This is a genomic window from Methanomicrobiales archaeon, assembly GCA_030019205.1.
Classification (GTDB): Archaea; Halobacteriota; Methanomicrobia; order Methanomicrobiales; family JACTUA01; genus JASEFH01.
Map to the genome: position 1 here is coordinate 1 of JASEFH010000021.1, position 13,662 is coordinate 13,662.

General features: G+C 58.9%; 14 protein-coding genes. 10 read left to right on the top strand and 4 right to left on the bottom strand.

Translation table 11 applies throughout. The features are described from left to right. Positions 1 to 440, bottom strand: a 440-nt coding sequence (locus tag QMC96_10665; GenBank protein ID MDI6877217.1) for a hypothetical protein, incomplete at its 3' end; no start/stop codon positions are given. Positions 441 to 1,578: 1,138 nt separating this feature from the next. On the opposite strand from QMC96_10665, the gene QMC96_10670 reads away from it, so the two are divergent. Both QMC96_10670 and QMC96_10675 read left to right on the top strand, forming a co-directional pair. Then, entirely contained in the window at positions 1,579 to 1,812 is a 234-nt protein-coding gene (locus tag QMC96_10670) for a hypothetical protein (GenBank protein ID MDI6877218.1), read from the top strand. A 176-nt stretch (positions 1,813 to 1,988) separates the two neighbouring features. Continuing rightward, a complete protein-coding gene (locus tag QMC96_10675; protein MDI6877219.1) occupies positions 1,989 to 2,462 on the top strand; it encodes a flavodoxin in 474 nt (157 codons plus the stop codon). 349 nt (positions 2,463 to 2,811) lie between these two features. On the opposite strand, the gene QMC96_10680 is transcribed toward QMC96_10675, so the two are convergent. Continuing rightward, a complete protein-coding gene (locus QMC96_10680; protein MDI6877220.1) occupies positions 2,812 to 3,393 on the bottom strand; it encodes an NADPH-dependent F420 reductase in 582 nt (193 codons plus the stop codon). A 322-nt stretch (positions 3,394 to 3,715) separates the two neighbouring features. On the opposite strand from QMC96_10680, the gene QMC96_10685 reads away from it, so the two are divergent. From QMC96_10685 to QMC96_10705, 5 genes are all read left to right on the top strand, one after another. Further along, positions 3,716 to 4,096 (top strand): DUF5518 domain-containing protein, encoded by a 381-nt coding sequence (locus tag QMC96_10685; protein ID MDI6877221.1) that lies wholly within the window; start codon positions 3,716 to 3,718, stop codon positions 4,094 to 4,096. 481 nt (positions 4,097 to 4,577) lie between these two features. Further along, on the top strand, positions 4,578 to 4,946 hold the full coding sequence (locus QMC96_10690) for a PRC-barrel domain-containing protein (protein MDI6877222.1): 369 nt from the start codon (positions 4,578 to 4,580) through the stop codon (positions 4,944 to 4,946). An 812-nt stretch (positions 4,947 to 5,758) separates the two neighbouring features. Further along, positions 5,759 to 7,246 carry an MFS transporter gene (locus QMC96_10695; protein ID MDI6877223.1) on the top strand — a complete coding sequence of 496 codons (1,488 nt, stop codon included), beginning with the start codon at positions 5,759 to 5,761 and terminating at the stop codon, positions 7,244 to 7,246. A gap of 286 nt (positions 7,247 to 7,532) precedes the next feature. Beyond that, positions 7,533 to 7,868, top strand: coding sequence for a hypothetical protein (locus tag QMC96_10700; GenBank protein MDI6877224.1), 336 nt, complete (start codon positions 7,533 to 7,535; stop codon positions 7,866 to 7,868). 375 nt (positions 7,869 to 8,243) lie between these two features. Continuing rightward, positions 8,244 to 8,771, top strand: coding sequence for a DUF1269 domain-containing protein (locus tag QMC96_10705; GenBank protein ID MDI6877225.1), 528 nt, complete (start codon positions 8,244 to 8,246; stop codon positions 8,769 to 8,771). Between the two features lie 129 nt (positions 8,772 to 8,900). Here QMC96_10705 and QMC96_10710 read toward each other — a convergent pair whose 3' ends face one another. Further along, entirely contained in the window at positions 8,901 to 9,617 is a 717-nt protein-coding gene (locus tag QMC96_10710; GenBank protein MDI6877226.1) for an IS5 family transposase, read from the bottom strand. Between QMC96_10710 and QMC96_10715 the strand changes: the two genes are divergently transcribed. Then, on the top strand, positions 9,617 to 9,937 hold the full coding sequence (locus tag QMC96_10715) for a hypothetical protein (protein ID MDI6877227.1): 321 nt from the start codon (positions 9,617 to 9,619) through the stop codon (positions 9,935 to 9,937). The genes QMC96_10710 and QMC96_10715 overlap by 1 nt on opposite strands. Positions 9,938 to 10,255: 318 nt before the next feature. Next, the gene (locus tag QMC96_10720; GenBank protein MDI6877228.1) at positions 10,256 to 10,702 is read left to right on the top strand and encodes a phosphate-starvation-inducible PsiE family protein; all 447 of its coding nucleotides are present in this window, start codon (positions 10,256 to 10,258) and stop codon (positions 10,700 to 10,702) included. On the opposite strand, the gene cls is transcribed toward QMC96_10720, so the two are convergent. Next, entirely contained in the window at positions 10,682 to 12,121 is a 1,440-nt protein-coding gene (cls, locus tag QMC96_10725; GenBank protein MDI6877229.1) for a cardiolipin synthase, read from the bottom strand. The two genes, QMC96_10720 and cls, sit on opposite strands and share 21 nt — an antisense overlap. Positions 12,122 to 12,488: 367 nt before the next feature. On the opposite strand from cls, the gene QMC96_10730 reads away from it, so the two are divergent. Then, on the top strand, positions 12,489 to 13,640 hold the full coding sequence (locus QMC96_10730; protein ID MDI6877230.1) for a bile acid:sodium symporter: 1,152 nt from the start codon (positions 12,489 to 12,491) through the stop codon (positions 13,638 to 13,640). The last annotated feature ends 22 nt before the right edge of the window (positions 13,641 to 13,662 follow it).

Genomic DNA, 13,662 nt, shown 5'->3' on the forward strand with positions numbered 1-13,662 from the left:
CTGGGGAGGCAGATGCTTCCGAATAATTTCCCAGAGATCGTCGTCGATTTCCTGGAAGGCCATGACCGGGGCTGAGGGTTCGCAAGGGACTTATAGTTTTGGGATGTCCTCATGGTGTTGACGACCATGCGCTGGATTTTTCTGACAGAATCGGTCAACTGATCCGGGATGGCGTCGAGAATCTGTCGGTATATGTCTTCGCCTTTTAGCAGGAACAAATACAACGACAGGAAGAGGATGAACGCACCGAATAATATTCCCGGGATGTTGTTGAGTATGGCGGATATGTGCGTTACCAGTACACCGATGACCGTGTTGAGCGCATTCGATACCTGGTAACCGGAGATCACCGGATTGCTCCCCAGGGAAACCAGCCATCTGTTGATGGTCAGCAGCATGGAGAAGAACACCCCGCTCCCTCTGATGAGGAGGTTCACCATGAACACGAGGACGAAGCCGATCAGAACGAATATCGCAACCGTTATCAGTGCGGCCGATCGTGGGGGGGGATAGGCGCTCGCACAGCCTCCGATGGAGCGGTAGCAGCACGATCGCAAGGGTCAGACCCAGGACGATCGCGGCGACGAGCGGGAAGTAGACGATGAAAATCGTACTGAGAATGAGGAATAGGATGATGATGGTCAGCAGGTCGTATCGAAACCTTTTTTCCGCCATGATCTCCGATACTGATAACTTGGATAAAGAGTTTTGGAGACCCAGCCCCCTCCCAGACCTGGACAGTCGGGTACATATCTGACAAGCCGGCAGCATGAGAGCAGAGCCGACCTGTTCGTGATGGTAGTTCGATAATGTCATTACGGTGGTTCAAGATGGACCATGCCCATGAAAACAGAGGGTGAAAGCCAGCTGTACACGGGAGACTGAAGACCGTGCTCGAACAACGCACTCTCTGGTAAAGTATAGGTCACGAATCCAAATCCCGCTCGAGGCCCTTTAAAAGAGTTCGTGCGTGATTGCGGTCGGGCCGGACCCAGGGGGAGTGCTTGCAGCAGCAAGGGAGTCGCCGATCTTGGCCTTGCGGGGGACACCGCCGATTCATTCGGCGCTTCCATCCTGGCACATCCTTCCTACATGGGGGGAGGGACGGGGAAGACAGCTTGCAACATTCGGAACCTGGTCGGGGAGAGCCCCCGCCTGCGGTAACTTCCTATGAATCCCTGACCATCACCGCCGCATCGCGAGGATTTTGCATGGGGTCGGCTGGACAGCTCGCAGGAAAGATCGGGTTCCGGTCGGGCATCCTCACGTTCGGCTTCGCCGCAGACTACAGCATCGCCCAGATCGCCGCACTCTTCGGTGTGTTCGCACCGCCCTGGGACTGGGTCTTCCTTTTCACACCCTCCCTCTTCCTGGCATCCGCCTTCCTGGTGTTGATGGTCGCCGTGCTGGGATTCGCCGCCGAGGAACACAGGATCTGGGGCTGCCTGGCCGTCGCGTTCGCGATCCTCTACGCAGCCCTGGTCAGCATGGTCTACTTCGTCGAACTCGTGGTCGTGGTGCCGCTCGTGCTCCAGGGCCGAGGAGGTCTCCCTGCTGCTGTTCGAGCCCGGCTCTTTCATGGTCGCCATGGATGCCCTCGGGTATGCCTTCATGAGCGTATCGACGCTCGTTGCCGCACCCGTATTCGTGGGCGGCGGATTGCTGCGCTGGACCCGACGGGCCCTCATCGCGAACGGGCTCCTGGCGTTCCTGTATCCCATCCTCCTAGCCATCGGCATCCTCTGGATCGCCACGCTTCTGCTGTCCGCCCTCCTCCTGACGATGGTCTTCAATACGGCCCGGGCAGGGTGAACAGCATCCCACAGAGCGCCGGCATGATACACGTAGGAGACGCAGGAAATCCCATCAGCCCGCTACCTCTTCCAGCGTTATGAGCAGGAATGCTTCCCCTTTATAAATATGGGATTACCCACAGGTATAGTGAATCCATGATCCGGCATAGGCCGGACTCTGCAGGGGAGTTGTTCATGAATCTCTGCATCATCTACCATTCCTACTCCGGCATTACACGGAGAGTTGCGGAGAAGATCCAGGCGGCGTGCGGGGGTGACCTCGTCGAGGTGCGGCCAAAGGAGAAGTATACGACGGTTTCAGCATACACGAAGGGCTGCAAGCGGGCGCGGAACGAGGAGCGGGACCCGATCACGCCCGAGGTCATCGATGTTTCAGACTACGACCGGCTCGTCATCGGCACACCCGTCTGGGCCTTCAAAGCAACGCCGCCTATCAATGCGGCGGTTGCCGCGCTCAGGAGCTGCGAGGGAAAGCGTGCGGTGCTCTTTGCAACCTGCGGCGGGATGCCGGGCGATACCCTCCCGATCCTGGCACGGGCCCTCGAAGCCCGGAGGGTGGCGGTGTCGGGAACACAGGTCCTGACCCGGAGGGATATCGGGGACCCGCAGAAGCTGGAAGGCCTGATCGCGATGGTTCAGGCCCCGTAGACGCAGGAAGGTCGGATGGACAGGCGTGCACCGATCCCGTATGCCTCCCGGTCGGCTGCCCCTGCTCCGTTAAAAGGTTGAATCCGAATCGAATCTAGAAGGACAGGCAATGGGCTGACAGTCCCTGTTGACGAAGTCCACAGCCTCTCGCGGCCTGCCTCCAACGTTACAACTCCGATCACGGCGCCATCCTGCGTGCGGGCGGTCTGCACGCTATCCTACCGCCTGTCACTGCCGCACGCTCGATGACCGCCCTTCGGGCCTGGTACAGGGTATACCAATGGATAAGGGCGGGGACGACGGGGGCGCTCTCAAAGCCATTCTGGAATGGCCGCCATGCTGGTTCTTCCTAGCTCCGGACGAGCCGGTAGCCGATGCCCGTTCCCATGTTGAGGCCGTACCCGAGTCCGATGAGCATGATTGCCATCGGCTCCAGGTATCGTGCGCTCTTCAGGGGGCCGACATCGACGGGATCGAACCCGATATCCCGCGCCAGTTGCACGGCGGTCCGTTTGGCCTCCGCATCGTCTCCGGCGATGAAAGCGGTGAGCTGCTCGCCGCCCAGTCTTCCCGAACTCTGGTTCTGTGCGAACACCGTATTGAAGGCTTTTATCACCCGGGCTCCGGGGAGTCTTTTCTGCAGTTCCTCCGCGGCGGATGTCGTAAACCCGATTGCCAGCTCCATGTTTTCGTCTAATGCATTCGTGACGTCGATGAGGGGCTTCCCATCTGCGGCCGGCCCGACGGCCCTGACAACGTCATTCACCGCGGAGAAGGGCACCGCCAGGATGATCGCCTCCCCCCACTCGGCGGCTTCGCGAACGGGCTCCCGTGGGTCACGGTGCCCGAACCGGATGTCGTGACCCGCTCTGCTCAACCCTCTGCCCAGCGCTGTTCCCACATTGCCCTTGCCGATAATTGCCAGTCTCATCCATTTTCACCCCGCTGAACCCTGCCGCCTGTCTATAAAAGCATTATGGGCACATGGAGCCTGCTGGCGGCTCCCTGCAGCCTGCGGACGCAGGCGTGACCAGGCGTCGTTGGGCCGCTCCCGCCGCGGTGCGGGGGACGAGATCCCGATTGTCATAAGGGCGAGGGCGATGGCTCGAACGCTGCATTTTGGCGGGGGCAGCACTCCGCGAGGCTGCCCTGGCCGCAGAGAGACCCCCTGGACGGCAGGGTGAGAGGCGCCGCCTTTGATGCAGAGCCAGTGGGCAACGTTAATATGCAGCCCTTTTATAAAGGGTCCCCGTATGGCAAAGACGGATCCGAGAATGTCCTGGGTCGGGGTAGTGGCAGGATTCGCCGTGATGTTCGTCATCAACAGCATCGTAGCAACCGTCACGAGCACCATCATCTCCCTATTCAGCACGATCATCGGGGGCTTCGTGGCGGGATGGATCGCCGGAGGCGGCGCATCAAACGGTGGAAAGGCGGGGCTGCTGGCAGGAGTCCTGAATGCAGTCGTTGTGGCGATCTTGATTGCCGCCTTCGGGCTTGTACCCTCGCCGGAGGACCTGAGCTTCCTTGCCGTTCTCGGCTCGACGCTCCTGGTGATCATCGCGCTCTTCCCCCTGTGGGGGCTTCTGGGCTATCTCGGGGGCTTGATTGCCGGAAAGGTGAAGGGCTCGTAGTCCCGGCTGTCAGGTGTCCGGCCGTACGGAGGCCGATCCCTTTTCTTACCACGGGGTGTGGCGGCACCCTCCGCCAGGATCGCCCGCGTGTCACGCCGACGACTATCGCCGGGACGGGATCGTCTCCCGAATGCCTCGGTCCATCAGCAAGTGCCCAACCTGATGATGATCGGATCCCCACCCGGATCGCATGTAACCCGACACTGCCGCGGATGTCTTTCAAGCGTTTCGGTACCGAAAGCATCCGATATTCCGGGGGTTTCAAAATCTTTCCTGACATGCTGCCGGTGCGTTAATCCCCCGTGAAAATGAGATACTCCATACAGCAGGGCATGGAAAGCTATATAAAGAATCCATGAGATGCGAGTGCGCAGCATGGAGCCTTCGAGACGGCTTTGTGCGATGCGATGGGAGAGGTGAAAAACACATGGCGCAAGGAGGTGCGGAAGCAGCACCCAGTCCCCCACCCGCACGAGTACAGGTGTTCATTCTGGATAGCCTGGTCAAGGATGCCGTCGTCAGGAATACCGCCGGCGACGACCTCGGGCACATCCGGGATCTGCTGCTCGATCTGGCCGAAGCCCGGATCGTCGCGGCTGTCCTGACTACAGCGCGGTACCTCGGGCTTGGCGGGAAATACTACGTGATCCCCTGGGATGCCTTCGAGAAGAGGTCGGCAGACAACGTCTACATCCTGGATATCCCCAAGGAAAAGTTAGCTCGTGCCCCGACATTCGACATCAACTGGACCGAGAACATCACGCCGGATTACCTGAACATGATCTTCGGCTACTATGGATACCGGCCGTACTGGGAGGAGAGCCGGGTGAACCTGCTACCATCCACATGATCTGGGGTAAAAAGGGCGGCGAGGCGGGTATATGACCTATAACCAGCCCATCTATCGAGACGGCGGACAGGATAAGGAGAATTAAGAGCCTCCTTCGGCTCTCATCGCGTCATCATAAAGAGCCTATATGCAAAAACAACGGTGTCGGGAGCTGACGCACCGCGTAAGAAAGATCTCGCCGTCAGAATCCCAATGACCGGCACCCAGCCCAATAGAGAGAGATCAAGCGAACAACCGGAGACGTTAATACGAGAAACGCAGCTGGATCTGGTGAAGATTTCATCAGGCTCTTTTTTTATGGAGCACTCCACGTCGAGGACTCTAACCCGCCCGGTTCTGTGAGATGCCGTCCTCCTATCGAGCTGTTGACGAATCGGTTAATCCCCCTGAACTATCGGAGTCCCGCGAGAATATGCCTGCTGCCCTCGACTTTCATTCCTGCAGGAATCCTCCAGATCCCGCGGGGGGTCGTGAATCCCATTCGATGGGGAGGATCCTTATGACAGCCGAACGGGGAAAATACCCTGTATTGTACTCGTCGGTGTCATCTTCATTGGTGCGAATTGACTCATTCTCCGGCCGCCCGAGCATACGAGACCCGTCCATGTTGTCCGGGTGACGAGCAGAGGCTACCAATCCCTGTGCCGCACACTTCCAGGGACGGCATAACGGATCCCGTTACCTCTCTGGCGCTCTTGCCGCCACCCCCCGGCCGTCCGTTTTTCCCGTACGAAGGATACGACCCCTGGCAGACAGTAAAATTAATATACAGGATATCCTTTGCGCTTACTCGATTCAAGGAGCGGTATAAAATGGATAGCACCTCCGATCAGCCCCCTTCGACATCAATAGCAGGCCCCCAGAACGTGATCCTGCCGCTTGCGCTGGCCCAGTTCATCTGCAGTTACGCTGCCTCGAATATGAACGTGGCCATAAACGACATCTCCATCGATCTGGGGACGACGGTAAGCGGTGTCCAGACGACCATCGCCGTCTTTACACTCACGATGGCGGCCCTGATGATCCCGGGCAGCAAGCTGACAGATATCCTGGGTCGTACGTACCTGTTCCGGCGGGGGCTCATGGTCTACGGAGTGGGAGCCCTGATAGCGGCAGCGGCGCCGGGGCTCGGGATTTTAATCCTGGGCTATTCGCTCCTGGAGGGCATCGGGACCGCGCTGCTGATCCCGCCCGTCTATATCCTTGCAACGGTCTTTACCCCCGACCTCACCTCGCGCGCCCGTGCGTTTGGCGCCATCAGTGCGGCGGGCGGGATCGGGGCGGCAGCCGGTCCGCTGGTCGGGGGGGTGATCGTCAGCGTGTTCAGCTGGCGTGCAGCGTTTGTCGTGCAGGCTCTGGTCGTCGCCATAGTCATCCTTCAGAGCCGCCGGATCGTGGATCCGGGAGTGCAGGGCCCCAAGCCCAAATTCGATATCGTCGGAACCATTCTTTCGGCGGCAGGACTCTTCTTTGTGGTCGTCGGCATCCTGCAGGCCTCGACGTACGGCTTTTTCCGGGCCACGCAGGATTTCGTCATCGGCAGTACGGTCGTGATCCCGCAAGGCGGCATCTCGCCGGTATGGTTGTTCGTTTCTATCGGAGCAATTCTGTTGATCGGATTCTTCTGGCATATCCGCTCGAGGGAACGGGCAGGCAAGGAGCCTCTGCTGCACACCAGGATGTTCCAGAACCGCGCCTCCAACCTCGGTCTGGTTACGCAGAACATGCAGTGGCTGGTCCTGCTGGGCCTCTCCTTCGTGGTGTCCGTCTACGTGCAGACGGTGCGGGGCTTCAGCGCGATCGAGACCGGTCTGGTCCTTACGCCGGCCACGATCGGCATTCTGTTGTCCTCGATGGCTGCAGGCAGGCTGGCGAAGAGGCGTCCCCAGGCGGTACTGATCCGGGCGGGTTTTATCATAACGGTAGTCGGCGTGCTCCTCCTGCTGGCGCTGGTACGGGAGACATCCAACGTCTTTACCTTCGTGCCGGGCCTCTTTCTGGTCGGCATAGGCGTCGGGATCATGCTGACATCCTCGGTCAACGTCGTGCAGTCCCTCTTTCCCGAGAAGGATCAGGGGGAGATCTCGGGCCTGTCGCGCAGCGTCTCGAACCTGGGCTCCTCGCTCGGGGTGGCGATTGCCGGCACCGTCATCGTATCCACCCTGGTCACGGGAAATCTGGGCTACGCCCTGGCCCTGGTCGTTCTGGTGTTCTTTGCGGTGGTCGGGCTTATTGCCGCATTCCTGCTGCCCGCCAATCCCGTGCCGGAAGCCCCGGAGCCCGGGCCCATCCCTGCCTGATGGGCGGTTTGCATGGCAGGAGGGGTTCTCAAGAACCCTCCGGTATTATCCTCTGGATCCATTGAACTGGGGGCTCTTCTTTCACATCGCACACATTTTGGCTGTAGGACGGATACCGTACATGAGACAGGTTTCGCGATCCCCGTGGCAGACTGGAGCGATTCCTCCCGCAGTGCCGCGACATCCCTTCCAACGGATTCCCGTCCCCGGCTCCGATGGGCCCCAACACGGCACTTTGATCTCTGGCGCCAATTTCTGGCTGCCATTGCTTCTAATCCATCAGAGATTGGATCTGTCCTTTCAGGCCTTTAACGGCCTGCTGCTGGGCGAGGGCGTGAACCCCGACGAGCTCGCGGACATCCGGCGGAGGGTAGAGTCGGACCTGGCGGTCGAGCGCGCCGGGGATATCCTCACGATGTACATGGGATCGCACGATCTGCTCGTGAATATGGGGGTGTGTTTCGTTGCAGGCACCACGGCAGAGCAGATGCACGAGGCGATCCGCCGCATCGAAGCCGACCTGGGCAGCGCATACCCGGAGATAAACCGCGTCTATATCGAAGCCGAGTCTCTGCCCGTGGAGGGGAAGGAGTACTGCCCGGAGAGACCTGTAGTTCGGTAGGATGTCTTTGAAAAACGGGGCGGTAATAGATGAAACATAGACCCCGACCATTTCTCCTGCGTCCAGGATATCGAAAGAAATTAGGCTCCAGGCCGAGGGTGCTTTTCCATCTTTTGGACAATTGCCTCCTCTCTATTGCGCTGATGTAGTCGCAGTCCACCCATTCGATGAGCGACCGATATTCCCCTGCCCTCGAGCCGGAACGGCTACTTCCCCGCAGCTGCGGATCCACTCCGCAGATAGGCAAAGATATTTAATACGAATTGCTTCATGTCACCGCGTTCCAGGACTGAATCGACATGGAACGAAGATCGTCCGGTGTTTGCGTTCATCCTGTCGTCCTGGATGACACCGGTACGAGGACAGGGAAGATCAATGAGCGAACTGGTCGTAGTCGCATTCGATGATGAGAATACTGCCTTCAGGGTGAGGGATAAACTGGTGAATCTCCAGAAGGACCACCTCATCGAACTGGAGGATCTGGTGGTCGTTGTCCACCAGCAGGACGGCAAGGTGAACATCAAGCAGGCCCAGGATCTGGTCGCCGGCGGTGCGCTGAGCGGGGCCTTCTGGGGACTCCTCTTCGGGCTGATCTTCTTCGCACCGTTCCTCGGGCTGGCCATAGGGGCCGTCATGGGTGCGCTCGCCGGAAAACTTGCCGATTACGGCATCGATGACAAGTTTTTAAAGGAGGTGGGCGAGCAGGTTCCGCCCGGCAGCTCGGCCGTATTCATGCTGATCAAGAAGGTCACTCCCGACAAGGTGCTGGCCCAGATGGGCGAGTTCAAGGGCCATGTAATCCAGACCTCGCTGACAGAGGAGCAGGAGAACAAAGTGCGGGAGGCGTTTGGCGAGAAGGCCCAGGCGGCGGCGGAGGCGGGGCAGGCAGCACCTTCGGCCTGAAATCGCCTTCCTTTTTCGATGCGATTCTTCGCAGGGCAACTAGCTGCATGGAGGTCTCCGCAGGAGGCTCGTATGTGGATACCCGTGTAGCTGCTCGACTCCCATAGAGCACCGGTGATACCAGAAACGTCATGATGGATGCCAGTCGCCTTCCGCACGTTCTTCCCATCCTCCAGGGCTGCCGGGAGCAGAACCGATCCCGCATTCTTCGTTGGTACAGCCCGGGACAGAATACGCGGATACACAGAGTTCTCCGCTCTGTAGCCATCCATGAACCGAAGGTTCACAGACCAAGGAGAATAAGAGTTCCCGCAATGAGGGGGTCTCATTTTCATGAGGTCGTCCCAAAACTCTCCAGATCGTCACGGCACAGGCCAGGTGTATGAGCCCCAGGAATGACTGTTCATAGCGTTCGTACCGGGGAATCAGCTTCTTGAAGGCTTCAATCCAGCTGAAGAACCGTTCGATAGCACTCCGTTTCTTGTAAAGGTCACGATTAAACAGAACCGGTCTTCCTCTCTTTGGAGATGTCCTATTTCTCGGATTTATTGGGATATTACTCCGGATTCTCCGTTTCCGGTTATAGCGTCGGATCTCGTGCGAATCGTAGGCGGTATCGGCGGTGATGATCGATGGTTTTTCAGCTGTCCCGGGAATCTCGAATGCATCCATCGTTGGTTCATAGAGCTGAGAATCGTGGATATTCGCCAGAGCGATCAGACAGGCCAAAGGGAGTCCCTGTTGATCGACCAGGGCGCTGAGCATATTCCCATTTACCCTTTTATAGCCATCATATCCGATATCTCCCCCTTTTTGGCACGAATATCCTTGGTATCGGTGATACAGTGGACGAGATCGAGTTTCTGGAGATCGTAGCCGGACTGCAGCAGGTCGAGGAAAATTGCCTGATAGGCTCCCCGCTTACAGAGTTCGAGGTGATACCGGTGGACGGTCGATTTGGTCCCGTATTTCTCGGGGACATCGTTCCAGGCACACCCGGTGGTCAGGACGTAGAGGATCCCATTGATGAGTTGGCGGGGATCCCGCCGGGGCCGACCGATGTGCGGTTTCTGGGGAGGGAGATGCTTCCGGATAATTTCCCAAAGATCATCGTCGATTTCCCGAAATGCCATGCCCGCGGCTCAGGGTCTTCCAGGGTCTTATAATTTTGGGATGTCCTCCATGTGAGAAAATCTTTCCGGCGTATTGTGCACATATCCTGCGGATATTTCTTCGGATACGAGGGCCTGGATCCTCCCCTCCCCGCTGCCCGTTCCGGGCCGCCCCCTCCCCTCGGAGAGGGAAGGGGAATAGTGCGATAGGCCTGGATGGGTCTCTCCAGATCCGGGCTATCGCACGAGAGGGGGAGAGGTCTCTCCTGCGAATATGCCAGTCGTCTCGGAGCATGCTCTCCCTTGGATGGGGATATCGACAGAGCCGGGTTCTCGACAGTTATTTATGCTGATCTGCAGGATAAACCCTATATGCGCCATTTCTTGGAGTGGTTCGAGCGTTTCATGTACATCTCGCTCATCGTATTCCTGATCGTGGTACTCGTCTTCACGCTCCTCGAACTGGGGTGGCTGATGGCCATAGGGCTGTTTCTGGTCTCTGCCTTCCGGCTGGAGAACCAGGAGGTGCTCGAATTGTTCGGCTACTTCCTGCTGATCCTCATCGGCCTGGAACTGCTGCAGACGATAAAAGTATACCTGGAGAGACGGGAGTTCCACGTCGAGATCATCATCCTCGTCGCCATCATCGCCATCGCAAGAAAGGTCATCCTCCTGGGTACGGAAACCTCTGGCGAGCTCATCGGCATCGCGCTGGTCATCATCGCCCTCTGCGGCGGTTATTACCTCATACGCCGGGCAGGAATACCGTATCCTTTCTCGCAAGACAGCGGGGCAGTCTCATCCGAGCGGCGAGAATAGCCGGGATACGGACTCCTTGATCCGGATCCAGCGGGACCGCTCTGCATACCGTGCAGCGGTCAGTTCGCTGCTCACGGCAAGATCGTCAAGAAAACGCCTCTTCAGCTCGGCCGCAACAGCCGCATCGTAGAAGAAGGCGTTCGCCTCGAAGTTCAGGCGGAAGCTGCGCACGTCCCAGTTCGCGCTCCCGACGGAGCCCGCTTTTCCGTCCACCACGATGGTCTTGGCGTGGATGAAGCCGTTGTCGTAGGTGTAGACCTTGACGCCGCTGTCGAGCAGGTCGGCGGCAAAGGAGAGGCTCGCCCAGTAGACGAAGGGATGATCGGGCTTGCAGGGGATCATCAGGCGGACATCGACGCCGGAGAGCGCTGCGATGCGCAGGGCATCCGAGATGCTCTCATCCGGGATGAAGTAGGGGGTCTGGACGTAGACGGACTCCCGGGCAGAGTTGATCAGCTTGATATAGCCCTCCTTTATCGGGTTCCAGCGTGTGTCCGGTCCGCCGGAGACGATCTGGACAGCCGTTCTGCCATTCCCCTCCAACCCGGGAAAGTAGACCGGGTCGGCGACCAGATATTCCCTGGTCGTGAAGTGCCAGTCGAGGAAGAAGCGGAGCTGCAGCAGGCTCACGGCCCGTCCCGTGATCTTCACGGCGGTGTCCCGCCAGTAGCCGAGAGGGCCTTTTCCCAGGTACTCGTCCCCGATGTTGAACCCCCCGATGAAGCCCGCTTTTCCGTCCATGACCGCGATCTTGCGGTGGTTGCGGTAGTTGAAGCGGTAGATCGAGGGGAAGAAGACGCCGATCTGTCCGCCGGCATCTGTCAGTTCATGGAAGGCCTGCTTCGATCCTTTGCCTGCACGCGTTCCCACGGCGTCGAAGAGCAGGCGGACCGCGAGACCCTCTCTTGCTTTTTCAGCAAGAGCGTGCACGACCTCCCGCCCGAGTTCGTCGTTGTTGACGATGAAGTACTCCAGGTGGATGTGGTGGCGTGCGTTGCGGATTGCGTCGAACAGGGCCGTAAACTTCTCTTTTCCATCCGTATAGATCTCGATCCTGTTGTCTTCTGTCACGAATGCACGGTTGTTCTGGAGAAGCGCGAAGATTGCGTCACGGTACTGTTCCGCTTCCGGGTTCGAGAACCGGAACTGCCCCTCGAGCAACTTGCGGTGCTGCTCCTCGAAGATCGATTTCAGTCGGGCGTCATCCTTCTCCTTGACGGTGAACAACCGCTGCCGGGTGTAGTTCTGTCCGAAGAAGAGGTAGAACAAAAATCCGAGGATGGGGAGAAAGAAGAGCGCCAGGAGCCAGGCCATCGCCGAAGTCGGGTTCTTCCGTTCGAAGAAGACAATACTGATGGCGGCCAGGACATTGAGTACCAGGACGATTCCCAAGATGAACTCCAGCTCCACCATATCCATGACCCCGGTGTCATAACCGATCGCCGAATGCCCGCTGAAACATCGGCCCGTCTCTGTGGACCCTCCTATTCCTCCTGGCATATATTATTGTATTGGTTCCGGGACTGGCACTCGAGTGCATGTATCAGTCGCCGCAATCTTTATACAGGCATCTGGAATACAGCCCTGAACCGAAAACGATGATTCTATCTGCCCCTGCCCCAGCGGATCCCCTCGCAGGCCATGCACGGCAGATCGTAGGAAAGGAGAACGGCTATAAATCAGACATCGCACCGGACAACAATACACCATGTTCGATGGGCCCGGCCTTCGGTCTCCAGGAGCCGATGTCACCCGACGCCTGTGCGGCGGAGGGGGTGTAGGGCTCATGGTCGATATCGCATCCTTTCAGGTGTTTCTCGAGACGGTCGGCATCCTTGCCGCGCTGATCTTCGTGATCTCGAACATGCTGTCGATGGGGTTCTCCCTCACGGTGTCGCAGATCATCGCCCCTCTGCGGAACACGCGCCTGGTGGTCCTCGCGCTCGTGGCCAATTTCATCCTCGTCCCGATCCTGGCCGTGGTGCTCGTCGCTATCTTCCCGCTCCCGGAGGGCCTGGCAATCGGCCTGATCCTCGTCGGCACCGCCGCCGGCGCCCCCTTCCTCCCCCGGCTCGCCCGGGCGGCGAAGGGCGACATGGCCTTCTCTGTCGGGCTGATGGTCCTCCTGATGGGAGTCACCATACTCTACGTCCCTATCGTCCTGCCTCTGCTGATCAGAGGAGTAACTGTCAATCCCCTGGATATCGCCCAGTCTCTCGTTCTGTTGCTGCTGTTTCCGCTCGCTGTTGCGCTCGTCGTCCGGGCACGCTACGAGGAGGCGGCACTGGGCCTGCTGCCCATCGCCTCGCAGGCGGCCAACCTGTCCCTGCTCGCGCTGCTCGTGGCATTCTTCGTGGCGTACTTCGGTGAGCTCGGCGATGTCATCGGCACCACCGCGATCCTGGCGGCTATTATCTTCCTGCTCGGCTCCTTTGTATTCGGTTACCTCCTCGGCGGTCCCGGCGGCGCCACGAGACGGGTGCTTGCCGTCGGGACCGCCCAGCGGAACCTCTCGGCCGCGATAGCAATATCAGCGCTGAATTTCACGGACCCGGACGTCCTCACCATGGTCCTCGCGGTGGCGCTGGCCGGTCTTGTGCTGCTGATGATCCTCGCGGGAGAACTGGGCAAGCTGGCCGAGATGCCGACTGGCAGAGCTCCGGAGCGTCCGTCGGCGGTACCAGGGAGTCGGCAGAAACAATGCCCCGGTTCGGATCCTCGACGTGCATCCCCCCATCCGCACGGGAAGTCGGGGGTCCATCTCCTGCCGCCGAAGGTGCAACCTGATCCTCCACGGAGTCGCTCATGGCTGGTCCGCACATTATCTTTGGCATATTCCTCTTCTTCGCCTTGTCTCGTATCGCCGAGAAGGCGCAGAGAGATATCTGAAGGGGGCTCAAAGATTATACCATTGCCATTGTCTCATTCTGCCAGCTGAACGAGTTTTACAGGAACATTTT